Origin of the sequence: Streptomyces albidoflavus (assembly GCF_000719955.1) — a bacterium.
Classification (GTDB): domain Bacteria; phylum Actinomycetota; class Actinomycetes; order Streptomycetales; family Streptomycetaceae; genus Streptomyces; species Streptomyces albidoflavus.
This window is the reverse complement of sequence record NZ_JOII01000008.1, coordinates 120,951-145,997: the sequence shown is the minus strand read 5'-3', so window position 1 is coordinate 145,997 and position 25,047 is coordinate 120,951. Positions and strand designations below refer to the sequence as shown.

Below are 25,047 nucleotides of genomic sequence, written 5' to 3'. Positions count from 1 at the left end.
GCAGGTTCGGGGCGCCCGGCCGGGGGGCATGACCGGGCGCCCCGGTGCGTCGCCTGACGCTGCGTCAGTTCTCGGTCTAGGGTCGCGCCTCGGGTACGCCGTCCGCGTCGGCCCGTCCCCCGTCCCCGCCCGGCCCCCTGTCCCACCGGCGCGATCCGGCCACCCCCAACCCTCATCAGCCCGCCATGCCCCGGTCGCCCGCGCGCCCCTCCGGCGTCGTCCCCCGCCACTCCAATTCCCTTCGGCGCCACGCCGTCGAGAGCTGAGGAGTGCCCCCGTGCCCACCGCTTCCCTGCCTGACTCCCCCACCCCCCGTACCGTTCCCGCACCGTCCGCCGCGCCCTCCCGGTCCGCGCGCCACGATGCCGCCCTGCGGGCGGCCGCCCGGGGCCTGGACCGGCGGCGGCTGCTGACGCTGGGCGGGGCCGCCGCCGCGCTGGCCTTCGCCACCAACCTGCCGGCGGCGGGGGCGGCGCAGGCCGCCGGGTTCGACGCGCGACGGCTGCGCGAGGACCCGTTCACCCTCGGCGTGGCCTCCGGCGACCCGCACCCGTCCTCGGTGCTGCTGTGGACCCGGCTCGCGCCGCGCCCCTTCGAGCCGGACAGCGGGCTGCCCGCGCAGCGGATCACCGTGGAGTGGGAGCTGGCCCGCGACGAGCGGTTCCGCCGGGTCGTCAGACGCGGCCGGGAGACTGCCCACCCCGAGTTCCACCACAGCGTCCACGTGCAGGTGGACGGCCTGGACGCGGACCGGGTCTACTACTACCGCTTCCGCGCCGGAGCGTTCACCAGCCCCGCCGGTCGCACCCGCACCACGCCCCGCCAGGGCGCCAGGACCCGCGAACTGGCCCTCGCCGCCGTCTCCTGCCAGGCGTATCACGACGGTTACTTCACCGCCTACCGCCACCTCGCGGCCGAGGACGTCGACGTCGTCCTGCACCTCGGTGACTACCTCTACGAGTACGCCGTGAACGGCGCCGGAGGGGCCCGCAACTACACCGACCGGGTGCTGCCGGCCGTCTTCGACCGGGAGACCATGACGCTGGAGGACTACCGGCTGCGGTACGGCCTCTACAAATCCGACCCGGACCTGATCGCCGCCCACGCCGCCCACCCCTTCGTGGTCACCTGGGACGACCACGAGACGGAGAACAACTACGCGGGCGACCAGCCGGAGAACGACGTGGACCCGGAGGAGTTCCTGCTCCGCCGGGCCTCCGCCTACCGCGCGTACTGGGAGAACCAGCCGCTGCGGCTGCCGCAGCGCCCCACCGGCCCCGACATGCGGCTCTACCGGCGGCTGCACTGGGGCGACCTGGCCCAGTTCGACATCCTCGACACCCGCCAGTACCGCTCCGACCAGGCGTACGGCGACGGCTGGAAGACGCCGGGGCCCGAGTCCGAGGACCCCGCGCGCACCATGACCGGCGGGGCCCAGGAGCGGTGGCTGCTCGACGGGTGGCGCACCTCGCGGGCCCGCTGGAACGTGGTCCCGCAGCAGGTGACCTTCTCCGAGCGGCGCAACGCCACCGGCTCCGCCTACAAGCTCTCGATGGACTCCTGGGACGGCTACCCGGCCTCCCGCGAGCGGCTCCTCGCCGGGGCCGAACAGGCGGGCGTCGACCACCTGATGGTCCTCACCGGGGACGTGCACGTCGGCTACGGCTTCGACATCAAGCGGGACTTCGCCGACCAGGGCTCGCGCACCGTCGGCACCGAACTGGTCGCCACCTCGATCGCCAGCGGCAAGGACGGCGCCGACCGGCCCGCCAACTGGGAGACGTACCACGCGGCCAACCCGCACCTGAAGTTCTACAACGGCCGCCGCGGCTACCTCACCGTCCGCCTCGGCGAGGAGTCGGCGCGCGCCGACTTCCGCACCGTCTCCGCCGTCACCGTGCCCGGCGCCCCGCTCACCACCGCCGGATCGTTCGTCACCGAGCGCCGCTCCCCCGGCCTGAAGCCCGCCTGACCCCGAGGGCCGCACACGCGAGGGGAGCCGTGCCGCCGGTGCGGCACGGCTCCCCTCCTGACGCGTCGGGCCGGGGTCAGCGCCCCTGGGTCAGCGCGCTCGCCGGGGCGCGGCGGACCACGAAGTCGCCGAGCACCGTGGTCCCGTCGGCGTCGTACACCGCGATGCGGCGGTCCGCACCGGCCAGCCGCTTCTGGAGGGCGACGGCCTCGCGCGGCGAGGCGGGCGCCGGCTCGTCCTCCAGCTCCGCCCGCTTCACGTAGCCGACCTCGCCCCCGGTCGTGTAGGCCCGGATCAGATCGGGCGCGTTCCCCGGCGACGTCGCCTCCAGGCCGGAGCCGTACGTCTCCCCCTTCGCGTTCTTCGGCCAGGCGGGCGCGGTGCCGTGGCCGGGCGCGGCCGGCCCGGCGGTGAGCGAACGGTGGTTCACGCTGGGCGACTTGAAGGTGTAGACGGCCTTGTAGCCGTTCCCGGTGTACGCCTTCGTCACGCCGTAGCTGTGGTACGTGCCCTTTCCGCAGCCCTTGCCGAGCGTCGGGACGCTCAGGCTGTTGGCGGGGCCGCTGGTGTAGGAGTACCCGTTCGAGGCGCAGAGCGTGCTGCCCTTGTAGAGGCGCGCCAGTGCCCCCAGGTACCCCGAGGGGACGTTGCCGCTGCCGTTCTTGGCGGCGGTGGTCGACGCGTAGAGCCGCGAACTGTCGGCGATGGTCGCGCGGTTCTTGTACTTGATGCCCTTGACCGGGCCGTAGTAGCCCCACGGGCTGTGCGCGTCGGCGGCCGCCTGCGGTGTGAAGGTGGCCAGCACACCCATCGCCAGCAGACCGACCAGTCCGGCCCGGGTGCGCGCTCGTCGTACGGAAGCCAAAGTTCCCCCAATGGTGCGTGGTGCGGCTCGGGAGATCCCCGAGGACTTAAGGGTGAATTGGGACGCAATGCGCGTCAACACCGCTTTTCAGCCAACTGACGGGCAAATCGACCGAACGCACCAGAGGGGGCAACACGTTCGAGAGGGTCAGGTACGCGGCAGCAGCACGGCCTGCGTCTGGGTGGTCTGGCCCAGTCGACGCCCCTCGTCGTCGTACAGGTCGGTCTGGACGACGACGAACGAGCGGCCCGTGTGCAGGGGCCGGGCGACGGCGCGGACGGTGCCCTCGCGCAGGGCGCGGAAGAAGTTGGTCTTCGACTCGACCGTGGTGGTGCCGGCCGCGCCGGGCGGCAGGTTGAGGTAGGCACAGACCGCGCCGACCGCGTCGGCCAGCGACATCAGCGCCCCGCCGTGCAGCGCCCCGCCGATGGTGCACCGCTCGGGCGCCCAGTGCAGGTGCCCCCGGGTCTCGGCGGGCGAGGCCGCCTCCAGCTCGACGCCGAGGGACACCGCGTACGGCATGGTGCCGAGCAGCGCGGTGAGTTCACCCTCGGCGACGGCTCCCTCGGGGGTGGCGGCGGAGCTCTTCTCGGTCACGGCGGCGGGTCCTTCCGGTCGTCGGGCGGGGATGCCGGGCCCGGCGCCCCCGCCCGCATACAAGCCCCGCTCCACCGCCGGGGCAAGATCCGCCCCGGGTGACCGCGCTCACTCCGCCGCGTCGGGCACCGGCGTCCGCCCCTCCGCCCGGGCGGCGGCGACGGGTCCGCGCCGCCGGGAGACGGCGACCCCGGCGAGGCAGAGGGCACCGCCGGCCAGGGCGAGCGGGGCCGGCACCTCGCCGAGCAGGGCCCAGGACATCAGGACGACCAGGGCGGGCACGGCGTAGGTGGTGGCGCCCATCCGCCCGGCGGTGGTGCGGGAGAGCGCGAACGCCCAGGTGGTGAAGGCGAGGGCGGTCGGGAAGACGCCGAGGTAGACCATGTTGAGGGTGGCGCCGAGCGGGGCGGTGCGCAGCTCGGTCAGGAGCGTGCCGGTGAACGGCAGGCAGACCACGGCCCCCACCAGGCAGCCGTACGTGGTGACCTGGAGCGCCCCGGCGTGGCGCAGCGCGGGCTTCTGCGCCACCACTCCGGCCGCGTAGGACCCGGCGGCGAGCAGGCACAGGACGACGCCGAGGGCGGAGGCGCCGCCGTCCCCGGAGGTGGAAAGGCCGACGACGACGGCACCGGCGAACGAGACGGCCACCCCGGCCAGCAGCGGCCTGGGCAGCCCTTCGCCGAGGAGGGTGCCGCCGAGCAGGGCGATGAGCAGCGGCCCGATGTTGACCAGCAGCGCGGCGGTGCCCGCGTCGACCTCCCGCTCGCCCCAGTTGAGCACCACCATGTACACACCGAACCACAGGACGCCGGAGAGCAGGATGCCCGGCCAGGCGCCGCGCGGCGGCAGCCCGATCCGGCGGACTGCGGCGACGGCCCCGAGCACCGCCGCCCCGGCCAGCAGCCGCCCGAGGGCGAGCGCGCCGGGCGAGTACGCCTCGCCGGCGCTGCGGATGGAGACGAAGGCCGAGGCCCACAGGACCACGGTGACCGAGGCGGCGGCGGGCGCGGCCCACCGGGCCCAGGGCTCGGGAGTGCCGGATGAGGTGTTCATGGCGGTGACGCTAGCGGGAAGATCGTTCGGCGGGCACCGAAGCGAGGCCGTCGGGGCCGTCGGGCCTGCGGGCAGGTCCGCTCAGCTCTCCGGGACGTCCTTGAGGAGGACGAGGCCGTCGAGGTGCGGCAGGTGGGCCGGGTCGAGCGGGGCGTACCCGAACCAGGGAGAGGTCCGGGGCGCGGGCGGCGGGGCGCCGAGGACGGCGGCGAGGCGGCGGGCGTCCACGAGGTGGCTCTCCCCGGGGAGCCGGGCGTACAGCAGCCCTTCGACGGTGTCCGGGGGCGGGGTGTCGACGCCCTGGTGGCGGAGGGTGCCGAGGGCGGTGGCGAGGAAGGCGTACTCCTCGCCGAGCCGGGCGCTCACCAGCGCGCCCGCGCTCCACCACTCGACGGGGCCCTGCCACATCCGCATGGCGCTCTTCGGCCGCTGGAAGTGGGCGTTCTGGGCGTGGGCGAGGACCGGGCCGCGGGCGGTGAGGGCGAGGAGGTTCTCCGCCATCATCAGGTCGCGCTGGGCGCAGAGCCGGGACATCCGGGCGGGTGAGGGGTCGGCCATGGCGCGGTGGTACCGGAGCAGGCCGGTGGCGGTGCGGGCGTGCAGGCGGACCGTCTCGCGCTCGCCGGGCGGGGCGGCCGCGCGCAGGTGGGGCTCCTGCTGGTCGAGCAGGGCCGTCAGGTCGTCGGCGAGCAGGCGCAGCCGCGCGGCCTCGACGGACCGGCCGCAGGAGCGGGCCGGGTCCGTCATGGCGGCCGGTTCGGTCCACCGGTCGTCCTCGCCGAGGAGGGCGTCCAGCTCCTCGGCGGTGCAGGGCAGCAGCGCGGGGTCCAGGTGGGCCGCGAGGTGGGCGTGGAGGGCGGTGAGGCAGGGCCGGGGGCTGGCGGCGTGGGTGATCTCCAGCGGGCCGTCGAACCCGGCGAAGCGGAGCCGGCCGGCGGCGGGCCGGCCCTCCTCCTCGGCGCGGGCGTTGTACGCGCGCATCCAGCGGACGAGGTCCCGGTTGGCGGCGGAGGCGCCCCAGCCGTGGCTGAATCCGTGCTCCAGGGCGGCGTCGAGGGTGCCGGTGCCGGAGGTGACGTAGGCGTCCACGAGCAGCCCGGCCAGGCAGTCGGTCTCCAGCGTGATCGTGCGGTACCCGTGCTCCTCGACGAGCCGGCGGAAGAGGGCGTTGCGCAGACGCAGCAGGGCGTCCTCGCCGTGGGTGGGCTCGCCGAGGGCGAGGAGCCGGGGCCGGTGCGGGAGCAGACGGGAGACGGCGGCGGCGTCGAGCGGCGCGGCGATTTCCTTCAGGTCGATGGGCATGGCTTTCACCGTATCGCTGAACCTTTGGTGGAAACTTCCGCGCCGAAAGGCCCCGATAGGCTGGGGTACATGCGCCAGAACCTTCAAACAGGGGCGGCCGGCGAGCGGCTGCGGCCGGTCGATCTGGCCCGTGCCCACGGACTCTCCACCCAGGCGGTACGCAACTACGAGGAGGCGGGCATCCTCCCGCCCGCCGGGCGCACCCCCAGCGGCTACCGCGTCTACACCCCGCTGCACGCGGCGGCCCTCGGCGCCTTCCTCGCCCTGCTGCCCGGCCACGGCCACCGGACGGCCTCGGAGATCCTGCGGGCGGTGCACCGGGGCGCCCCCGAGGAGGCGTTCGCCCTGATCGCCGCGAGCCACGCCCAGCTCCTGGAGGACCGCCGCACCCTGCGCGCCGTCGAGTCGGCCCTGCGCGACCTGGAACCCGTACCGGCCCCGAAGGGCGGCACCCTGTTCGTCGGCCCCCTCGCCCACCAGCTCGGCGTCCGCCCCGCGACCCTGCGCAAGTGGGAGGCGGCGGGCCTGGTCCGCCCCCGCCGGGACCCCCGCACCGGCTACCGCGTCTACGACGAGGCCGCCGTCCGCGACGCCCGCCTGGCCCACCAGCTCCGGCGCGGCGGCCACCTGCTGCACCAGATCGCACCGTTGCTCTCCCAGGTACGCGAGGCGGGCGGCCTGGAACCCCTGGCGGACACCCTGCACACCTGGCACGCCCGCCTCACCGGCCGGGGCCGGGCCCTGCTGGCCGGGGCGGCGGAACTGGAGGCGTACCTGCGGGCGCGCGAGGAGCCCGCCCGGGACGCTTGACCCTTGCCCCTGGCGGCAGGGTTCCCCGACCACCGGCATGAACCACACCGCGGAGCAGAGCAGCAGGGTCGTCGCTGTGACCGGAGCAGGCACCGGGACCGCCCGGACCGCCGCCCGCGCCTTCGCAGCCGAGGGCACCCACGTGGTCGCGACCGGACAGCGGCCCGGACCTTGAGGAGACCGCCGCCGGGCCCGACCGGATCACGCCGCCGGCCGCCGGCATCCCCGGCGAGCGGTCCCCCCGGTGGCCTGACGCCTCGTCCTCGCCCCGTACAACTTGCTCCGACGCTTGAGCCCACATGCGAACCCGCCCGGCCTTGAGTCCCCCTCCGAGCCCGGCCGACGCTTGAGGCCCTCCTCAAGCCCGGCCGGCACCTGACTTCAAGCCCGGCCGGCGCCTGAGGCCACCTTCGAGCCCGGCCGGCGCCTGAGGCCACCCTCAAGCCCGGCCGGCGCTTGAGGCCATCTTTGACCGGCACGGTCGAGCCGGAGCGCGGGCACAAGACAGCCCGGCCGGCGCCTGAGGCCGAAACAGGCCCCGGGACGGGCTCAGCCCGGCAGCCGCCAGGCTCCCGCCTCGATGCCGAGCAGAGCGCCCAGGCGCTCCTCCCCCTCGGGGGTGATCTCGACGGCCCGATCCGTACCGACCCGTCGGCACCACCCGTGGTCGAAGGTGTGGCGGCACAGGAGGGCACCGGCGTGCCCGGCGAGGTGGGGGCGCCGTTCGGTCCAGTCCAGGCAGGCCCGGGTGACCGGGCGACGCCCGGGCGGCGTGAGATCCAGGCCCTGCGCGGCGAACCAGGTGCAGCCCGCACGGGTGGGGGTGAGGTCGGCGTCCGGGGCGAGCAGGCCCCGCCCCACCATCGCGTCGGTGACGGCGACGCCGATCCGGCCCGCGAGATGGTCGTAGCAGGTACGCCCCCGGGCCAGCCGGCTCCCCGCGCGGACCGCGCGCAGGCCCACGGGCCGCTCCCCGCCGGGTGCCGCCCGGGCGGCGAGCCCCTCGACCAGGCGGGCGGCACCGGGGTCGGCGAGCCGGACGTACCGGTGGCGGCCCTGCCGCTCCTGGGCGAGCAGGCCGCCCGCGACCAGCCGGTTGAGGTGCTCGGTGGCGGTGGAGGCGGCGACGCCGGCGCGGCGGGCCAGCTCCCCGGCGGTCCAGGCGCGGCCGTCCAGGAGGGCGAGGCAGATGACGGCCCGGGTCTCGTCGGCGAGCAGGGCGGCCAGGGCGGCCACCCGCTCGGCGGCGGAGCCGGGGGCCGCCGGTTCGGTTCCCATGGCACCAGGATGCCGCGCCCGGGGTTCGGCGGCCGCCGAAGCGTCGCCGCCGGACACCGGGCGCCGGGGGGCGTGCGGCTCCTACTCCTCGAAGTAGGCGTCCAGGACCGCGTCCAGGGCGGTCAGCCACTCCTTGGCCTGCTCCTTGCCGTCCGCCTCGACCTCGGCGGGGTAGCGCCAGGGGCCGGGGGTGTGGACGGCGACGAGGAGGCGGCGGCCGAAGCGGGAGACCGAGGACTCCACGGCGGCCACCTCCTCCCAGGTGAACTCGGCCTCCTGGTCGTCGAGGCGCAGCCGTATGCCGTCCGCGTCGGCCGTCACGGCGGCGCGGCGGTCGGCGGCCTCGAAGACGGGGCCGTCGGCGGGGGCCTCGCCGCCCTCGGGCTCCGTGGCCTCCTCTGCGGCGTCCTCGGCCGCCTCGGGCTCGGGCTCCGGCTCGGCGGCCCGCTCCTCGGGGGCCGCCTCCTCGGGAGCCGCGTCCTCGGCGGGGGCCGCGTCGTCGGGGGTGCCGCCCGTGGCGTCGCCGTCCTTCTCCGCCGGGCCGGCCGAGGGGGCGGTGATGCCCGGAATGTGCGCCGGTGAGGTGGTGGCGACGTACACGGGCGGGGCCTTGGTCTCTATGCGCTCGTCCACGGTCCGCAGTATGGACGACGAAGCTGTGGGGCCACCAGCCGCCGCCCACCCGCCGGACACTCCGTCAGCCGCCCGGACCCGCCCGGGGGCCGCCCCCGTAGGCTGTGCGCCCCTGTGTGAGGCCGCCCGCCACGGGCAGGCGGCCGGGGACCGCAAGTTGACGCCCACGCCCCCTGTCGGGAGACGCACACCCATGGCTCCGCGCACCACACCCCGCCCCCTGCCCGACCTGTCCGGCACCACCGCCGTGGTGACCGGCGCCAACAGCGGTATCGGTGCCGCGACCACACTGGCGCTGGCCAAGGGCGGCGCGCGGGTCGTGATGGCCTGCCGCGACCTCGCCAAGGCGGAGCGGACGGCGGCGGCGGTACGGCGGGTGGTGCCGGAGGCGAAGGTGCCGCTGGTCGGGCTCGACCTGGCGGACCTCTCCTCGGTCGCCGAGGCCGCCGAGGAGATCGGCAGGACCTCCGGCGGCCGCGTCGACCTGCTGGTCAACAACGCGGGCGTGATGGCGCTGCCGGAACGCCGTACCGCCGACGGCTTCGAGATGCAGTTCGGCACCAACCACCTGGGCCACTTCGCCCTCACCGCCCACCTGCTGCCGTACCTCGGTACGGACGGCCCGGCGCGCGTCGTGACGGTCTCCTCGCTCGCCCACCGGATGGGCCGCATCGACTTCGACAACCTCAACGCCGAGCGGGGCTACGGCTCCTGGCCCGCCTACGGGCGTTCCAAGCTGGCCAATCTCCTCTTCACCGCCGAACTGGCCCGCCGCGCCAGGGCGGCCGGGCTCGACCTGACGGCCGTCTCCGCCCATCCGGGGCTGGCCGCCACCGAACTGGGCCAGGCCGGGCCGAAGATGGCCGGCCACTCCTGGGCGGCCCGGATGGAGCGGGCCACCCGGCTCTTCACCCAGCCGGCCTCGTCGGGCGCGCTGCCCGTGCTGCTGGCGGCCACCGACCCGGCGGCCCGCGGCGGCGCGTACTACGGCCCGGCCGGACCGCTGGAGTGCCGGGGCGGCGCGGGCCCGGCCCGGCTCTCGGCGCGCGCCAAGGACCCGGTGACCGCCCGCCGCCTGTGGGACGTCTCGGCCGCGCTGACCGGTGTCGACCCGGGGCTGGAACCGGCCTGACCGCACCGGTCCCGGACATGCCGGACGGCCGGCCGGGCACCTCGGTGGTGTCCGGCCGGCCGTCCGGCTTCCGGGACGGCTCCCGGGTTCCGGGAGGCCGTCAGCGGGTCGGGCCGCTGCGGCCGCCCTTCCAGTCGTCCTCCTCGCCGGAGGCGCTGCCGGTGCCGTCGTCGTACTGGATCTCCTCCTTGCGGACGGTGTCGCTGACCTCGCGCTGTTCGGTGACCTTCTCCGTCTCCAGGCGCACCCGTTCGACGGCGACGGCCTCCTTGCGCACGACGGGGCGTTCGGCGTGGAGGGTGACCTCCGCCTCGGCCTCGCCGATCTCGGTCCCGCGCGTCCGGTCGCCCTCACCGATGGGCTCCCTGACGAGATGCACCTCCTCGTGGCTGACGGGGACGGTCGTGGAGACGTCCTCGGTCACCACCACCTTGCGCAGGCGGGCGCGGCCCACCTCCTGCTCCTCGGTGCCGACGCGCAGCTGCTCCTCGGAGCGGACCATCTCGTCGGCGTACTTGGCGCGGTCGTCGCCCGTCTCGGCGGCGGACCGGCTCATGCCGGCCCCGGCCAGCGGCCGGTCCTCGGCGGGCCGGTCCATGCCGGACTGGCTGCGGCCACCGGCACCGGCCGCACCCGCGGCCCCGGCCGCCCCGGCGGTGCCCGCCGCCGCGGCCTTGGTCCCGGTGTCCATGCCGGTGTCCTTGCCGGACGTGTCCGTCCGCCCGCTCATCTCCTCACCGGTCTTGCCGCTGCCGCCCCGGGTGACCCCGTAGTGGGCGTACAGCTCGCGCTCCTCGGCGGCGTCGAGATGTTCGTCGGCGTCGACGCGCGGAGCGTCCTTGATCGTGTCCTTGGCGTAGGCGAGGTGCAGTCCCTCGCCGTCGTGGCCCGCCCCGGCCAGCGGCACGAAGGTCTCCTTCATGCCGAACATGCCGGTCTTGACCGTGACCCACTCGGGCTTCCCGGTGGCGTCGTCGAGGAAGACCTGTTCGACACTGCCGACCTTGGCGCCGTCGCGGTCGTAGGCGGTCAGCCCCACCAGCTGGTCGGTGGTGAGGAAGCTGTCACCTGCTGTCATGTCGTGATCACTCCTTGGACGGCGCGTGGCGGAGGATTCCGGGAGCACCCCCATGGGCCCACACACCCACGCCTCCATCGCGCACCCGGAACGCCCTCGCGGCAACCCGGGACCGCCCGCGCTCCCCCACCGGCGGCCCGCGCCTCGCGTGCGGCAAGGCGTCGGCGGGCCTCCGGGAGGGCCGGGAGCCGCCTCCCGGGGACGTACGGCATTACTCCATTCGGGTGAATGGCCCTTACGTCCCCGGGCGCGGCCCGGTCAGGAGGCGTCGAGCGCGGCGCGGACGGTGCGGGCCGCGGCCACCAGGTTCTCCAGGGAGGCGCGGGTCTCCGGCCAGCCGCGAGTCTTCAGTCCGCAGTCCGGGTTGACCCAGAGCCGCTCGGCCGGGATGGCCGCCAGGCCCTCGCGGAGCAGGGCGGCGGCCTCCTCGGCGCCGGGGACGCGCGGCGAGTGGATGTCGTAGACCCCGGGACCGGCCTCGCGCGGGTAGCCGTGGGCGGCGAGTTCGTGCGCCACCTCCATGTGGGAGCGGGCCGCCTCCAGGCTGATGACGTCGGCGTCGAGGTCGTCGATGGCCTGCACGATGTCGCCGAACTCCGCGTAGCACATGTGGGTGTGGATCTGGGTGGCCGGCGCCACGCCGCCGGTGGTGAGCCGGAAGGCGCGGGTGGCCCACTCCAGGTAGGCGGGGCGGTCGGCGGCGCGCAGCGGCAGCGTCTCGCGCAGCGCCGGCTCGTCGACCTGGATCACCGGGGTGCCGGCCGCCTCCAGGTCGGCCACCTCGTCGCGCAGGGCCAGCGCGACCTGGGCCGCGGTCTCCCCGAGCGGCTGGTCGTCCCGGACGAAGGACCAGGCCAGCATGGTGACGGGCCCGGTCAGCATCCCCTTGACCGGCCGCTCGGTGAGCGACTGGGCGTACGTCGTCCAGCCCACCGTCATCGGCGCGGGCCGGGAGATGTCCCCCGCGAGGACCGGCGGCCGGACGTAGCGGGTGCCGTACGACTGGACCCAGCCGTGCTGGGTGGCGAGGTAGCCGGTGAGCTGCTCGGCGAAGTACTGGACCATGTCGTTGCGCTCGGCCTCGCCGTGCACCAGGACGTCGATCCCCGCCTTCTCCTGGAAGGCGATGACCTCGGCGATCTCGGCGGCGATGCGCTCCTCGTACCCGGCCGCGTCGATCCGGCCCGCCCGCAGGTCGGCGCGGGCCGCGCGCACCTCGCCGGTCTGCGGGAACGAGCCGATGGTCGTGGTGGGCAGCAGCGGCAGCCGCAGCCGCTCGCGCTGGGCGACGGCCCGCTCGGGGTAGGGCTGGGGGCGGCGCGCGTCGGCCTCGGTGACGGCGGCGGTCCTGGCGCGGACGGCCGGGTCGCGGGTGAGCGGGGAGTCGGCGCGCGAGGCGAGGGCGGCCCGGTTGGCGGCGATCTCGGCGGCGACGGCGCCGGTGCCCTGGGCGAGGCCCTTGGCCAGGGTGACGATCTCGGCGGTCTTCTGCCGGGCGAAGGCGAGCCAGCGCAGGATCCGCGGGTCGAGGTCGCGTTCGGGCGCGGTGTCGAGCGGGACGTGCAGCAGGGAGCAGGAGGCGGCCACGTCGACGCGGCCGGCGAGGCCGAGCAGGGTGGCGAGGGTGGCCAGCGACTTCTCGTGGTCGTTGATCCAGATGTTGCGGCCGTTGACGACGCCCGCGACGAGCCGCTTGCCGGGCAGGCCGCCGACGGCGGCGAGGTCGTCGAGGTTGGCGGCGGCCGCCTCGGTGAAGTCCAGCGCCAGCCCCTCGACCGGCGCCTTCGCCAGTACCGGCAGCGCCTCCCCGAGCCGGTCGAAGTAGGAGGCGACCAGCAGCTTGGGCCGGTCGGTGAGGGCGCCGAGGTCGCGGTAGGCGCGGGCGGCGGCGTTCAGCTCGGCCGGGCTGCGGTCCTGGACGAGCGCGGGCTCGTCCAGCTGGACCCACTCGGCGCCCGCGGCCCGCAGGTCGCCCAGGACCTCGGCGTAGACCGGGAGGAGCCGGTCGAGCAGGGTGAGCGGCTCGAACTCCTCGGCGACACCGGGGGCGGGCTTGGCGAGCAGCAGGTAGGTGACGGGGCCGACGAGGACCGGGCGGGCGGTGTGGCCGAGGGCGAGCGCCTCGGTCAGCTCGGCGACCTGCTTGGCGGAGTCGGCGGTGAAGACGGTGTCCGGGCCCAGTTCGGGGACCAGGTAGTGGTAGTTGGTGTCGAACCACTTGGTCATCTCCAGCGGCGCCACGTCCTGGTTGCCGCGCGCCATGGCGAAATATCCGTCGAGCGGGTCGGCGTCGACGGCCGCCCGGTGGCGCGGCGGGACGGCGCCGACCATGACGCTGGTGTCCAGGACGTGGTCGTAGTACGAGAAGTCACCGGTGGGCACCTCGTCGATGCCGGCCTCGGCGAGCTGGGCCCAGTTGGCGCGGCGGAGCTCTGCCGCCGTCTTCTTGAGGGCGTCGGCGCCGACGCGGCCCTTCCAGTACCCCTCGACGGCCTTCTTCAGTTCCCGGTGCTGTCCCTGGCGGGGGTAGCCGTACACGGTCGACCGTGCTGCCGCGGCTGCGGACTTCGCTGTCACGGAACTCTCCTTCGCGAGATGTCTCCTGCATCCTGGCGACAGGACGCGGACGCGAAGGGGTGCCGGACCGGACGGCGAGTCGACGCCCGAGGGCGCCCCCGTCCGTCCGCTCTGTGCTCCTCCGACCCGCCCACGAGGTCACCGGGATGTCCGCACACGGATCGCCGTGCGCGGGCAACGGGCAGGTCTTCGGACTCGCGGGCACATCCGCCGAGGCGGACCCCTACTGGCCGTCGCTTCCCAGACCCGTTCCCCGGACCCAGTGCGTATGACAGCGTTCGTTCCCACTCACCGCTGCGGGGCAGTCCCGGATTCCCACCGGGTTCCCTCTTACGACACCCCGCCTGGCGGACGGGGCGAACCAGCTGCACCGGCCACCCTAGCGGGGGGCGGGCGGGTCGCGGGGGTGAGTGTTCACATGGCGGGACGCGGGGGCTCCACGAGCGGAGGTGGCGTGCGCTTCCCGGACCGTCACCGGCTCCGGTGCGGCGTCGTGGGTGGTGGGCGTCAGGACGACGCGGTGGTGGAGGCGGGGATGGTGGTGCGGGACGGCTCGCGGCCGGCCCGGTGCCAGGTGAGCATCCAGCCGGCGGTCAGCGTCACCGCGCCGCCTGCCACAGCGATCGCGCCGCCTGTTCCCAAGCCGGCTGCCACCGAGCCCAGGCAGACGGGCCCGACGCCCTGGAGGGTCATACTGCCGGAGCCGAGCAGGCCGAAGGCCTGGCCCCGGCCTTCCGGCGGCAGGGCGTCGAGGAACGGCCGTTGCAGGCCGAGGCCGTAGGCGTACCCGAAACCGGCGAGCAGGAGCAGGCAGGACGAGACGCCCACCCCTGGCTGGGCGGCGAAACCGATGAGCGGCAGCCCCGACAGCACGGTCAACGGGACCACCAGTCGCTCACGCCCGCGTGGCCGTAGAAGCCGCCCCACCAGCAGGTCGCCGACGAGCATGCCGACCGGCAGACAGCCCATCAGCACCGCGTACCAGCCGGGCGCGAAGTGGCGTTCTCCCGCGTAGGCCACGATGAGCCCTTCCGCGCCCGCCACGAACGCGGGCGGTAGCCACTGGGCCAGCATCAGCCGCCGCACCGTACGTCCGCGCAGCAGCAGGCCTGCGCCTTGCAGGCTTGCCCGGACGGCCCCGCGCTCGCCCACGGCACCGCCGGGGGTGCCGCCGCACTCCGTCGGCCGCAGCCGGGGCAGGCGGATGCGGACAGCGAGCGCGCAGCCGAGGTAGAGGAGGGCGCTGACCGCGAGTGCCCGGCGTGGTCCGAGTGCCGCGACCGCGGCACCTCCCAGCGCCAGGCCGAACAGCTGCGCGCCGGCCCCGGCGATGTTGTTCAGTGACCGGCCCAGGACGTAGGCGTCCCCCTTCAGCGACTGCGCGACCAGGCGGCTCGACGCGCCGTGAAAGACGGGCGTGGCCAGGGAGACCAGCGCCACGACAGCGAGGCTCGCCGCGATCGGCATCCGCACCAGGGCGAGCAGCAGGGCGGCGGCGCACGTCACCACGTAGCCGCCGGTGATGAGCGCGCGGGGCGGCAGCCGGTCGGCCAGTGAGCCCAGCAGCAGCGAGCCGAACAGCTGCGGAAGGAAGCCTGTGCCGAAAGCCACCGCGCTCAGCAGCGCGGAACCGGTGGACGAGTAGACCAGGACCGAGAAGGTGGTGATCCGCAGTGCGTCCGCGGTGATGGAGACGGCACGGGTCGAGAAGAGCAGCCGGAACCGTGGCTCGGCCAGCACCTCCCGGTAGGTGGCACGGTGATTGCCCTGCGCGGGCCCGGCGGTCGGTGTCATGACGCGCAGCCTCGCCGCGCGTCCGGGCCCCTCCCCAATGATTCGTCGCTGGACGAATCGGCACAACGTCGCGCGTAGCATGGCGCGGTGCTCCGCTTCGAAGTCTCCGTCGACAATCTGATGCGCAGCCGCTTCGCCCTGTCGCCCGCGATGGACCTCTGCTTCCTGCTCCGTTCGCTCGCCGGCCGCGATCAGCCGCTGCCGCGAACCTGGGCCGACCGGCTCCGGCCGGCCTTTGAACGGCTTCGTCGCGAGACCGAGCTGAACGCTTTCCTCGCCCTGCACACCCCTCGATCCGGACCGGACTTCGTCGCCCCGCCCCCACGCGGCCTCCACCAGACCTGGGCGGACGACCTGGTCACGATCCGGGCCGCACCACTGGAAGCGGCCCGCCGCGAGATCTCTACCGCCGCGACCGGCCCGTCCGCCCGTGATCCCCGCGTACGCGCCGTGCTGGACTCGGCGGACGCCGTCTCCAGGATCGCCGAGGCGATGGATCTGGCCTGGCACGAGCTGCTCGCCCCGGACTGGCCTCAACTGCGGGCGATCTGCGAGCGCGACGTCGTACACCGGGTGGGGGTGATCGGTGAACACGGCTGGGTCACCGCCGTCGAGAGCCTGCACCCGAGCATCGCCTGGCGAGCCGGCGGCATCGAGATCGGCCATTTCCGCGACGTCGGAACAGTCCGTCTGGCCGGCGACGGGCTCCTGCTGATCCCGTCGGTCTTCGTCGCGAACATCGCCACGCACCTGGAAGATCCCTGGCCCAGGACCTTGATCTACGGCGCCCGCGGCACCGCCGCCCTGTGGGGTGCGCGGGAGACAGCCCCCCGGCCGGACGCGCTGACCGCCTTGATCGGCCGGTCCCGGGCCCGGCTGCTGTCGGCGCTGGACGCCCCGGCCAGCACCAGCCATCTCGCCCGGAGCCTCGCCATGACACCCGGCGCGGTCGGAGACCACCTCGCCGTCCTGCGGGACGCGGGGTTGCTCACGCGCGCCCGGTCCGGACGGTCCGTCCTCTACCGCCGCACCCCGCTCGGCGAGGCACTGGTCGCCGGTTCGGGCTGAGAACCGGCGACAGCGCGGGGTACGCCGTCGCCCCACAGGACGTCGTGGGAAGCCGCCCGCCCTGACCTGGACGGGAACTCATCCCAGCGCCTCGGGACGGAAGCGGCGGCACACCCTCACGCACCCCCGTCCCCCCACCCCCCGCCCATCATCGCCGCCAGCCGCCCCGCCGCGTCCGGGCCGAAGCACAGTTCGAGGCTCTCGGCGGAGTCGCGGGCCGAGCGTTCGCTGCGGGGGAAGAGGGCCGTTTCGTACGTGGTGAGGGCGTGTTCGGGGTCGTCCGGGTGGGCGAGGAGGGCGGTGGCGAGTTCGGCCCCGTCGAGCATGGCGAGGTTGGCGCCCTCCCCGGCGAACGGGGACATGAGGTGGGCGGCGTCGCCGAGCAGGGTGACGCCGGGGACGCGCTCCCAGCGGTGGCCGGCGGGCAGGGCGTGGATGGGGCGGGCGACGAGCGGGCCGTCGCCGTCGGCGAGGAGGGCGCACAGGTCCGCGTCCCAGCCGTCGAAGTGGGCGAGCACCTGGCGGCGGGCGGCGGCCGGGTCGGCGAGGTCGAGGGTGTCCAGCAGTCCGGCGGGGCAGCGCAGGGCGACGCAGGTGTGCAGCCGCGCGCCCGGTTCGCGGTGGGCGAGGAAGCCCTTGCCCTGGTCGAGGGCGAAGAGCAGCCCGGAGCCGACGAGGGCGGCGGCGCGCGGGTGGCGGCGGTCGGCGTCGGTCAGGTCGGCCTCGACGAAGCTGATGCCGGTGTAGGCCGGGACGGCGTCGGAGAGCAGCGGGCGGACGCGCGACCAGGCTCCGTCGGCGCCGACGAGGAGGCCGGTGGTGAGGCGGGTGCCGTCGGCGAGGGTGACCTCGTGGCGGCCGTCGCCGAGCGTGGTGACGGCGGTGACCTTGGCGCCCCAGCGGACGGTTCCGGCGGGCAGCGAGTCGAGGAGCAGGTCGCGCAGGGCGGCGCGGTGGACCTCGGGCCGGCCGCCCTCGGCGTCGTCGGCGTGGTGGACGGTGGCGTGCCGGTCCAGGACGCGGGTGGCCTCGCCGCCCGGCTGCACCAGGCGGCGGAACTCCTCGTACAGCCCGGCCTCGCGCAGGGCCCGCTGGGCGGCGTCCTCGTGCAGGTCGAGCATGCCGCCCTGGGGGCGGGCGTCGCGGGCGGGGTCGAGGTCGAGGACGGTGCAGCGGACGCCGTGCAGGGCCAGGACCCGGGCAAGGGTGAGCCCGCCGAGTCCGGCGCCGACGACGAGGAGGGGGTGGTGTTCGGGGACGGGCGTGGTGGACGTGGTCTCACCTGTGGCTATGGCTGTGGTCGTGGTGGTCATGGGAGCTCCTGGGGCGATGTTCGCGGGCGTGAAGGGGTGGGTGCGGGTGGTGCGCGGTGCGGTGTCGGCCGGGACGGAAGACCCTTGCAGACACTGACCACGCCCCGGCTGCGCGGCTCCGGAGATTCGGTCCGGTGGCGTTGCCGGTCGCGAAGGGAGAGGTGGACGCCTCACCGGTTCGCGTACGGGACGAGGGCGGCGGCGTACGGCTCGGGCCCGGCCGCCGGGCACGGGTCCCCGCCGTCACCACTTCACCGTAACGAACATGTTCGTTGCGAACAAGTTCAGCGCGAACGCGTTCGCCACAGCAGACGCCTCCTCGCCGGGCAGCCGCCCCGGACCCGCCGTGCGCACGCCGGAGTCACCGCACGCCCCGCCCAGGGAAAAGCGGAGGCCAGGCGCCCGCGCCACCCTCCACCGGCCCAACTCCCCCACAGGCTTCACTTTCTGACGTCACGTCGGGACTTCCTTCACGTCTTGTGACAACTCTTGACGCGTCAGGTTTCCGGGAGAACCATCAGCCCCCATGGAGAGCGCTCCCCAGGCGTTCTCCCGCCCTTCCCTGTGCTCACTCGGCCCCACCCGCACCGCCGCCCACCGCCCGGACGAGGCGGCGGGCGTCCACCCCCGCACCCCGACAGCTCAGGAGAGCCGACATGCTCACCACGTCCCTCCGGCCCCCACGACCGGGCGGCGGACCACGCCCCCGCGCCCGGTACCGCAGAAGCGTCTCGGCGCTGGTGGCGGGCGCGCTCACCGCCACCGCGCTGGTCATGCTCCCGGCGACCTCGGCGCAGGCGGCGCCCGCGCTCGTCTCGCAGAACAAGAACGTCACCGCCTCCAGCCAGGAGAACTACGGCACCCCCGCCACCTTCGCAGTCGACGGCGACACCTCGACGCGCTGGTCCAGCGCCGACAGCGACGCGCAGTGGCTCCAGGTCGACCTGGGGGCCAAGACCGCCGTCTCCAAGGTCGTCCTCCAGTGGGAGGCCGCCTACGCCAAGGGCTACAAGATCGAGCTCTCCGAGGACGGCGAGAGCTGGCGCACCGCGCACTCCACCACCGACGGCAAGGGCGGCACCGAGACCGTCCCGCTGAGCGGCGACGCCCGGTACGTCCGGCTGACCGGCACCGAGCGCGCCACCCAGTACGGCTACTCGCTCTGGGAGTTCCAGGTGTACGGCGAAACGGGCACCGGCGTCGGTCCCATCGAGGCCGGCGGCGACCTCGGCCCCAACGTCCACGTCTTCGACCCGTCGACGCCGGACATCCAGGGCACGGTCGACCAGATCTTCAAGGAGCAGGAGTCGGCGCAGTTCGGCGAGGGGCGCCACGCCCTGATGTTCAAGCCGGGCACGTACAACGACCTCAATGTGCAGATCGGCTTCTACACCGGGATCTCCGGGCTCGGCCTCTCCCCCGACGACACCCACTTCAACGGGGACGTGACGGTCGACGCCGGCTGGTTCGACGGCAACGCCACGCAGAACTTCTGGCGTTCGGCGGAGAACCTCTCGCTCAGCCCGGTCAACGGCACCAACCGCTGGGCCGTGTCGCAGGCGGCGCCGTTCCGCCGGATGCACGTCCGCGGCGGCCTCAACCTCGCGCCCGACGGCTACGGCTGGGCCAGCGGCGGCTACATCGCCGACTCCAAGATCGACGGCACCGTCGGCCCCTACTCGCAGCAGCAGTGGTACACCCGCGACAGCTCGGTCGGCGGCTGGACCAACGGCGTCTGGAACATGGTCTTCTCCGGCGTGCAGGGCGCCCCGGCGCAGGGCTTCCCCGAGCCGCCGTACACCACGCTGGAGACCACGCCGATCTCCCGTGAGAAGCCGTTCCTGTACCTGGACGGCGACGACTACAAGGTGTTCGTGCCCGAGAAGCGCACCAACGCGCGGGGCGTCTCGTGGGAGGGCAACCAGCAGGGGGAGTCGCTCTCGCTCGACCAGTTCTACGTGGTGAAGCCGGGGGCGACCGCGGCGACCATCAACGCCGCCGTCGACCAGGGGCTGCACCTGCTGTTCACGCCGGGCATCTACCACGTGGACGAGGCGATCAACGTCGACCGGGCGAACACCGTGGTCCTCGGCCTCGGCTACGCCACGATCATCCCGGACAACGGCGTGACCGCGCTGAAGGTCGGCGACGTCGACGGGGTGCGGCTGGCCGGGCTCCTGATCGACGCGGGCACGCAGAACTCCGAGACGCTGGTGGAGATCGGCGAGGAGGGCTCCTCCGCCGACCACGCGGCCAACCCGACGACCGTGCAGGACGTCTTCATCCGCATCGGCGGCGCCGGTCCCGGCAAGGCCACCACCAGCCTCGTCGTCAACAGCGACGACACGATCATCGACCACACCTGGATCTGGCGCGCCGACCACGGCGAGGGCGTCGGCTGGGAGACCAACCGGGCCGACTACGGCGTCCAGGTCAATGGCGACGACGTGCTGGCCACCGGCCTCTTCGTGGAGCACTTCAACAAGTACGACGTGGTGTGGGCCGGTGAGCGCGGCCGGACGATCTTCTTCCAGAACGAGAAGGCGTACGACGCGCCCAACCAGGCGGCCATCCAGAACGGCGACACCCGGGGGTACGCGGCCTACAAGGTCGAGGACTCGGTGGAGACGCACGAGGGATGGGGGCTCGGCAGCTACTGCTACTACAACGTGGACCCGAGCATCCGCCAGGAGCACGGCTTCCAGGCACCGGTCAAGCCCGGGGTGAAGTTCCACGGGCTGCTGACCGTCTCGCTCGGCGGCAACGGGCACTTCGACCATGTGATCAACCAGGTCGGCGAGCCCACCCAGGGGTCGGACACGATCCCGTCGACGATCACCGAGTTCCCGCTGCCCTGACGGGCACCGCGGCACAAGGGAGAGGGAGCCGGTCCCCGCGGTGGGGGCCGGCTCCCGGCGTCGTACGCGGTGGGGGTCAGGCCCCCTTGAACCGGCGCAGCCGCAGCGAGTTGCCGACCACGAAGACCGAGGAGAAGGCCATCGCGGCGCCGGCGATCATCGGGTTGAGGAGGCCGGCGGCGGCCAGCGGCAGGGCGGCCACGTTGTAGGCGAAGGCCCAGAAGAGGTTGGACTTGATGGTGGCGAGGGTGCGCCGGGCCAGGCGCACCGCGTCGGCGGCCACCCTCAGGTCACCCCGGACCAGAGTGAGGTCCCCGGCCTCGATCGCGGCGTCGGTGCCGGTGCCCATGGCGAGGCCGAGATCGGCCTGGGCGAGGGCGGCGGCGTCGTTGACCCCGTCCCCGACCATGGCGACCGTACGGCCCTCCGCCTGGAGCCCCTTGACCACCTCGGCCTTGTCCTCGGGCATCACCTCGGCGATGACCTGGTCGATGCCGACCTCGCGGGCGACCGACTCGGCGGCGGCCCGGTTGTCGCCGGTGAGCAGGACCGGGGTGAGGCCCAGCGCGCGCAGCCGGCGGATCGCCTCGGGGCTGGTCTCCTTGACGGCGTCGGCCACCTCCAGGACCGCGCGGGCCTCCCCGTCCCAGGCGACCGCGACGGCGGTACGCCCGGCGGCCTCGGCCCCGGCGTGGGCGCGCTCCAGCCCGGCGGGGAGCTCGATCGCCCACTCGGCGAGGAGGCGGGGCCGGCCGACGAGGACGGCGTGGCCCTCGACGACGCCCTGGACACCGAGACCGGCGACGCCCGCGAAGTCCTCGGGCGCGGGGAGCGGGCCGGTGCGGTCGGCGGCGGCGCGGGCGACGGCCTGGGCGATGGGGTGCTCGGAGGCGTGTTCCAGGGCTCCGGCGAGGCGGAGCGCCTCCTCCTCGGTGGTGGAGGCGGCGGTGTGCACGGCGAGCAGGGTCATCCGGCCGGTGGTGACGGTGCCGGTCTTGTCGAGGACGACGGTGTCGACCTTGCGGGTGCTCTCCAGGACCTCGGGGCCCTTGATGAGGATGCCGAGCTGGGCGCCGCGTCCGGTGCCGACCATGAGCGCGGTCGGCGTGGCGAGCCCCAGCGCGCAGGGGCAGGCGATGATCAGTACGGCGACGGCGGCGGTGAAGGCGGCGGTCAGCCCCCAGCCGGTGCCGAGCCAGAAGCCGAAGGTGGCGACGGCCAGCGCGATGACGACCGGCACGAAGACGGCGGAGATGCGGTCGGCGAGCCGCTGGGCGGCGGCCTTGCCGTTCTGCGCCTCCTCGACCAGCTTGGCCATCCGGGCGAGCTGGGTGTCGGCGCCGACCCGGGTGGCCTCGACGACCAGGCGGCCTCCGGCGTTGAGCGTGGCGCCGGTGACCGAGTCGCCCGCGCCGACCTCGACGGGGACGGACTCGCCGGTGAGCAGGGAGGCGTCGATGGCGGAGGAGCCCTCGACCACGGTGCCGTCGGTGGCGACCTTCTCGCCGGGGCGGACCACGAAGCGGTCGCCGGTGCGCAGCTCGCCCGCCGGTATCCGCTCCTCACGGCCGCCGCGCAGGACGGTGACCTCCTTGGCGCCCAGCTCCATCAGGGAGCGCAGCGCGGCGGAGGCGCGGCGCTTGGAGCGGGCCTCGAAGTACCGTCCGGCGAGGATGAAGGCGGTGACGCCGGCGGCGGCCTCCAGGTAGATGTTCCCGGCGCCGTCGGTGCGGGCGACGGTGAACTCGAAGGGGTGGGTCATCCCCGGGGTTCCGGCGGTGCCGAAGAAGAGCGCCCACAGGGACCAGAGGAAGGCGGCCGAGGTGCCGACCGAGATCAGGGTGTCCATGGTCGCGGCCCCGTGCCGCAGGTTGGTCCAGGCGGCCTTGTGGAAGGGCCAGGCGGCGTAGACGACGACGGGGGCGGCCAGGGTGAGGGAGAGCCACTGCCAGTAGGTGAACTGGAGGGCCGGGATCATCGCCATGGCGATCACCGGGACGGCCAGCACCACGGCGGTGACGAGCCGCCGGCGCAGCGGCCGCAGCTCCTCCTCGGCGCGGGCGTCGCCGTCGTCGCCGGCCGCCGGTCCGCTCTCCGCGCGGGGCGGTTCGGGTTCGCGGGCGGTGTAGCCGGTGGCCTCGACGGTGGCGATCAGGTCGCCGACCGCGACCGGTCCGGCGTAGGAGACCTTGGCCTTCTCGGTGGCGTAGTTGACGGTGGCCTCGACGCCCTCCATGCGGTTGAGCTTCTTCTCGATGCGCGCGGCGCAGGAGGCGCAGGTCATCCCGCCGATGGCGAGTTCGACCTCCGCGCTGCCCGCTGTCGTCGTCCGGCCGCTCATACCCACTGCCTCTCCGTCGGTCCCGGATACCTCCAGGGGGTACCCTTCGGTGCCAGGTATACCCCCCAGCGGTATCGATCGCAAGGGATTCTGACCGCTTGACTTGATACCCCCAGGGGGTACCTTGGAGGCAGATTTCACCCGGCAGGCGCCGGCACCGGCGGGGACGAGGGAGCGGTCATGCACACAGGAGTACGGATCGGGCTGTACGCGGCCGGGCTGGCCGTCGCCTTCGGGGCGGCGTACGGGGTCGGGGACCGGTTCGGCCCGGAGCCCGCCCCGGTCGCCCCGGTCGAGCACAGCGAGCACCAGGAGGGCGGGGCGGGAGAGGAGCACGGCCAGGACCACGACGCTCCCCCGGCCTCCTGACCGGACACACCGTGGCCCGGCCTCCCCCTCGCGGGAAGGCCGGGCCACGGTCGTCCGTCCGTACCGGGTCAGCGCAGGGGCGTCACTCCTGCCGGGCCGCCGGTGATCTGGAACTGCGAGCCCGGCTCGATCACCACGTCGCCGTCGGCGGAGCCGGAGATGGTGACGTCGGTGAGGGTGGCGGAGCCCCGGGCGCCGCCCTGGGCGAGGATGCCGGCGCCGTTGTTCGACTGGGAGATGGTGACGTCGCTGATGGTGACGCCGGGGGCGGCGCCGCCCCCGTTCTTGAACTGGATGCCGTCGTAGGTGGAGTCCTCGATGTCGGTGTCGCGGATGGTGACGCCGGTGATGTCCTGCCCGGCCGGGAAGATGGTGATGGCGCCGAACTCCTGCGCCTCGCCCCAGAAGGCGCCGCCGGTGCGGTACAGCCCGTTGCCGGCGATCAGCGTCTCGCCGGAGAAGGGCAGCGGGTCGTGGTCGGTGGCGAGCATGATGCCCGGGTAGTTCATCGTGTCGGAGATCAGGTTGTTCTCGATGGTGTTGCCGTGGCCGCCGTAGACGGCGATGCCGTTGGCGCGCCAGGGCAGCTGGATCGTGTTGTGGGTGAAGGTGTTGTCGCTGCCGATGTCGGTCGCCGGGTCCTTGACGTAGCGGCTGGCCCAGACGGCGAGGGAGTCGTCACCGGTGTTGCGGAACGAGGAGTCGGCGACGGTGGAGTTGCTGGTGCCGTTGGTGAAGTTGATGCCGTCCGCGTAGGTGTTGCGGACGCGCATGCCGGTGAACTCCAGCCCGTCGCCGGGCCCCCACAGCTCGGGGATGTTGCTGTGGTCGCGGCCGACCCAGACACCGACGTTGGCGTGCTCGATCCAGACGTTCGAGATCTTGGTGTTCTTGCCGAACCGGCCGTTGAGGCCGACGCCGCCCTCGGCGCCGTCCGGGCCGCCGCGGATCCGGCCGGAGCCGAAGATGGCCAGGTCGGAGATCTGGACGTTGTCGTCGATGTCGAAGCCGAAGTTGCCCTCGTGCGGGTGGTTGATGCCGTCGGCGAAGTGCGGCTCGGTCAGGGTGAAGAACTGGGAGTGCCACATCCCGGCGCCCCGGATGGTGACGTCGCTGATGCCCACCTGGTTGAACTCGCCCCGGTCCTGCGGGTCGTCGGTGAGGATCTTCCGCTCCTGGCGCCACTGGCCGGCCGGGACCCAGACGCAGTCGATCTCGGCGTTCTGGTCGGCGGTGACGGCGGCCTGGAGCGCGTCGGTGTCGTCGCCCTGGTCGTCGGGGACGGCGCCGAACTCGGTGATCGAGGTGCACTCGGCGGGCTTCTCGGCCGGGGGCGCGACCTCCTCCAGGTCGACCAGGTCGACGACGTAGAACTCCGCGTCGTCACCCGCGTCCCGCTGGAGCTTGAACTCGGTGCCGGCCGGATAGCTCCGCTCCAGCAGCGCGTGCGACTCGTCGAAGAGGCGGCGCGCGTCGGCCTGCGGGGTGTTGGTCAGCGACTCCGGGTCGTCGGAGTTGCCGTACAGCCAGCTGTGCCGGGAGGAGAGTTCGAGCTTCTGCACGAACTCACCGTCGGCGTAGAGGCTGAGGGTGGCGTCGATGCCGCCGCCCTGGGGCGCGTCGGGGATGGAGTTGCGGACCACGATCGAGTTGGCCGCCGCCGTCGAGGTGAAGGAGACGAACTCGCCGGTCGAGTCGAGCCGCACCGACTTGCGGCCGGAGGACTCGGTGCCGAAGTTGGTGTGCCCGAAGGTCCGCTTCTCGTCGGCCTCGAGGAGCGTCCCCTCGTACGTGCCGTCCTCCGCCTCGTACTCGGTGTACGGCAGGTCGGCGCCCCGGTCGGCGGCGGCGCTCCGGGCGGCTTCCGCACCCCGGGCCGCCTCCGGGTCGGCGGCCGAGGCCGCGCTGGGGGCGAGGCCGGCCGCGAGCAGGCAGGCGAGGGGAACCCCGCAGGCCAGACGGCGTGTGACGTGTTTCCACTGCATGGTGTCCTCTGTTTCCGTGGGG

18 protein-coding genes and 1 riboswitch are annotated in these 25,047 nt (G+C 74.2%); of the genes, 6 read left to right on the top strand and 12 right to left on the bottom strand.

The genetic code is table 11. From position 1 onward, the window contains the following. Nucleotides 1-370: 370 nt before the first annotated feature. Nucleotides 371-1,972 (top strand): alkaline phosphatase D family protein, encoded by a 1,602-nt coding sequence (locus IF45_RS0111950; protein ID WP_037637943.1) that lies wholly within the window; start codon nt 371-373, stop codon nt 1,970-1,972. Between the two features lie 76 nt (nt 1,973-2,048). Here the strand turns inward: IF45_RS0111950 and IF45_RS0111945 are convergent, their stop codons facing one another. The 4 genes from IF45_RS0111945 to IF45_RS0111930 all read right to left on the bottom strand — a co-directional run bounded on the left by IF45_RS0111945 (nt 2,049) and on the right by IF45_RS0111930 (nt 5,789). Further along, nucleotides 2,049-2,783 (bottom strand): hypothetical protein, encoded by a 735-nt coding sequence (locus IF45_RS0111945; protein WP_030307275.1) that lies wholly within the window; start codon nt 2,781-2,783, stop codon nt 2,049-2,051. A 201-nt stretch (nt 2,784-2,984) separates the two neighbouring features. After that, nucleotides 2,985-3,434: a PaaI family thioesterase gene (locus IF45_RS0111940; RefSeq protein WP_030307273.1), complete on the bottom strand. Its 450-nt coding sequence runs from the start codon at nt 3,432-3,434 to the stop codon at nt 2,985-2,987. A gap of 108 nt (nt 3,435-3,542) precedes the next feature. After that, on the bottom strand, nt 3,543-4,487 hold the full coding sequence (locus IF45_RS0111935; protein ID WP_030307271.1) for a DMT family transporter: 945 nt from the start codon (nt 4,485-4,487) through the stop codon (nt 3,543-3,545). 81 nt (nt 4,488-4,568) lie between these two features. Next, nucleotides 4,569-5,789: an erythromycin esterase family protein gene (locus IF45_RS0111930; protein ID WP_030307269.1), complete on the bottom strand. Its 1,221-nt coding sequence runs from the start codon at nt 5,787-5,789 to the stop codon at nt 4,569-4,571. A 69-nt stretch (nt 5,790-5,858) separates the two neighbouring features. Between IF45_RS0111930 and IF45_RS0111925 the strand changes: the two genes are divergently transcribed. Next, nucleotides 5,859-6,599 carry a TioE family transcriptional regulator gene (locus IF45_RS0111925; RefSeq protein ID WP_015506931.1) on the top strand — a complete coding sequence of 247 codons (741 nt, stop codon included), beginning with the start codon at nt 5,859-5,861 and terminating at the stop codon, nt 6,597-6,599. Between the two features lie 549 nt (nt 6,600-7,148). On the opposite strand, the gene IF45_RS0111920 is transcribed toward IF45_RS0111925, so the two are convergent. Both IF45_RS0111920 and IF45_RS0111915 read right to left on the bottom strand, forming a co-directional pair. After that, entirely contained in the window at nt 7,149-7,877 is a 729-nt protein-coding gene (locus tag IF45_RS0111920) for an ArsR/SmtB family transcription factor (RefSeq protein WP_015506932.1), read from the bottom strand. Between the two features lie 81 nt (nt 7,878-7,958). Beyond that, on the bottom strand, nt 7,959-8,510 hold the full coding sequence (locus IF45_RS0111915) for a hypothetical protein (RefSeq protein ID WP_030307266.1): 552 nt from the start codon (nt 8,508-8,510) through the stop codon (nt 7,959-7,961). A 193-nt stretch (nt 8,511-8,703) separates the two neighbouring features. Between IF45_RS0111915 and IF45_RS0111910 the strand changes: the two genes are divergently transcribed. Beyond that, nucleotides 8,704-9,642, top strand: coding sequence for an oxidoreductase (locus tag IF45_RS0111910; protein ID WP_008414447.1), 939 nt, complete (start codon nt 8,704-8,706; stop codon nt 9,640-9,642). A 100-nt stretch (nt 9,643-9,742) separates the two neighbouring features. Here IF45_RS0111910 and IF45_RS0111905 read toward each other — a convergent pair whose 3' ends face one another. The 3 genes from IF45_RS0111905 to IF45_RS0111895 form a co-directional block, all read right to left on the bottom strand. Next, complete coding sequence (locus IF45_RS0111905; protein ID WP_010641447.1) at nt 9,743-10,720, bottom strand: PRC and DUF2382 domain-containing protein; 978 nt, start codon at nt 10,718-10,720, stop codon at nt 9,743-9,745. Nucleotides 10,721-10,978: 258 nt separating this feature from the next. Further along, nucleotides 10,979-13,297 carry a 5-methyltetrahydropteroyltriglutamate--homocysteine S-methyltransferase gene (gene metE / locus IF45_RS0111900; protein ID WP_030307263.1) on the bottom strand — a complete coding sequence of 773 codons (2,319 nt, stop codon included), beginning with the start codon at nt 13,295-13,297 and terminating at the stop codon, nt 10,979-10,981. A 175-nt stretch (nt 13,298-13,472) separates the two neighbouring features. After that, nucleotides 13,473-13,665: riboswitch (cobalamin riboswitch) on the bottom strand. 139 nt (nt 13,666-13,804) lie between these two features. After that, complete coding sequence (locus IF45_RS0111895) at nt 13,805-15,091, bottom strand: MFS transporter (RefSeq protein WP_030307261.1); 1,287 nt, start codon at nt 15,089-15,091, stop codon at nt 13,805-13,807. A gap of 87 nt (nt 15,092-15,178) precedes the next feature. Here IF45_RS0111895 and IF45_RS0111890 point away from each other — a divergent pair, with 87 nt between their 5' ends. Next, nucleotides 15,179-16,159: an ArsR/SmtB family transcription factor gene (locus IF45_RS0111890; RefSeq protein ID WP_030307260.1), complete on the top strand. Its 981-nt coding sequence runs from the start codon at nt 15,179-15,181 to the stop codon at nt 16,157-16,159. Between the two features lie 116 nt (nt 16,160-16,275). Here IF45_RS0111890 and IF45_RS0111885 read toward each other — a convergent pair whose 3' ends face one another. Further along, complete coding sequence (locus IF45_RS0111885) at nt 16,276-17,472, bottom strand: FAD-dependent oxidoreductase (protein WP_030307258.1); 1,197 nt, start codon at nt 17,470-17,472, stop codon at nt 16,276-16,278. A gap of 656 nt (nt 17,473-18,128) precedes the next feature. Here IF45_RS0111885 and IF45_RS0111875 point away from each other — a divergent pair. After that, nucleotides 18,129-20,330, top strand: a complete 2,202-nt coding sequence (locus tag IF45_RS0111875) for a discoidin domain-containing protein (RefSeq protein ID WP_003951460.1) — start codon at nt 18,129-18,131, stop codon at nt 20,328-20,330. Nucleotides 20,331-20,406: 76 nt separating this feature from the next. On the opposite strand, the gene IF45_RS0111870 is transcribed toward IF45_RS0111875, so the two are convergent. Beyond that, nucleotides 20,407-22,671, bottom strand: coding sequence for a heavy metal translocating P-type ATPase (locus tag IF45_RS0111870; protein WP_030307255.1), 2,265 nt, complete (start codon nt 22,669-22,671; stop codon nt 20,407-20,409). 180 nt (nt 22,672-22,851) lie between these two features. Here IF45_RS0111870 and IF45_RS0111865 point away from each other — a divergent pair, with 180 nt between their 5' ends. Beyond that, on the top strand, nt 22,852-23,040 hold the full coding sequence (locus IF45_RS0111865; RefSeq protein ID WP_010641463.1) for a hypothetical protein: 189 nt from the start codon (nt 22,852-22,854) through the stop codon (nt 23,038-23,040). A gap of 68 nt (nt 23,041-23,108) precedes the next feature. Here IF45_RS0111865 and IF45_RS0111860 read toward each other — a convergent pair whose 3' ends face one another. Next, nucleotides 23,109-25,025 carry a right-handed parallel beta-helix repeat-containing protein gene (locus IF45_RS0111860; protein ID WP_030307252.1) on the bottom strand — a complete coding sequence of 639 codons (1,917 nt, stop codon included), beginning with the start codon at nt 25,023-25,025 and terminating at the stop codon, nt 23,109-23,111. Between the last annotated feature and the right edge of the window lie 22 nt (nt 25,026-25,047).

Bases quoted from the DNA above. Each gene is read 5' to 3' on its own strand.
- IF45_RS0111945 (WP_030307275.1), bottom strand. From the start codon at position 2,783: ATGGGTGTGCTGGCCACCTTCACACCGCAGGCGGCCGCCGACGCGCAC.
- IF45_RS0111935 (WP_030307271.1), bottom strand. From the start codon at position 4,487: ATGAACACCTCATCCGGCACTCCCGAGCCCTGGGCCCGGTGGGCCGCG.
- IF45_RS0111930 (WP_030307269.1), bottom strand. From the start codon at position 5,789: ATGCCCATCGACCTGAAGGAAATCGCCGCGCCGCTCGACGCCGCCGCC.
- IF45_RS0111925 (WP_015506931.1), top strand. From the start codon at position 5,859: ATGCGCCAGAACCTTCAAACAGGGGCGGCCGGCGAGCGGCTGCGGCCG.
- IF45_RS0111920 (WP_015506932.1), bottom strand. From the start codon at position 7,877: ATGGGAACCGAACCGGCGGCCCCCGGCTCCGCCGCCGAGCGGGTGGCC.
- IF45_RS0111910 (WP_008414447.1), top strand. From the start codon at position 8,704: ATGGCTCCGCGCACCACACCCCGCCCCCTGCCCGACCTGTCCGGCACC.
- IF45_RS0111905 (WP_010641447.1), bottom strand. From the start codon at position 10,720: ATGACAGCAGGTGACAGCTTCCTCACCACCGACCAGCTGGTGGGGCTG.
- IF45_RS0111895 (WP_030307261.1), bottom strand. From the start codon at position 15,091: ATGACACCGACCGCCGGGCCCGCGCAGGGCAATCACCGTGCCACCTAC.
- IF45_RS0111885 (WP_030307258.1), bottom strand. From the start codon at position 17,472: ATGACCACCACGACCACAGCCATAGCCACAGGTGAGACCACGTCCACC.
- IF45_RS0111875 (WP_003951460.1), top strand. From the start codon at position 18,129: ATGCTCACCACGTCCCTCCGGCCCCCACGACCGGGCGGCGGACCACGC.
- IF45_RS0111870 (WP_030307255.1), bottom strand. From the start codon at position 22,671: ATGAGCGGCCGGACGACGACAGCGGGCAGCGCGGAGGTCGAACTCGCC.
- IF45_RS0111865 (WP_010641463.1), top strand. From the start codon at position 22,852: ATGCACACAGGAGTACGGATCGGGCTGTACGCGGCCGGGCTGGCCGTC.
- IF45_RS0111860 (WP_030307252.1), bottom strand. From the start codon at position 25,025: ATGCAGTGGAAACACGTCACACGCCGTCTGGCCTGCGGGGTTCCCCTC.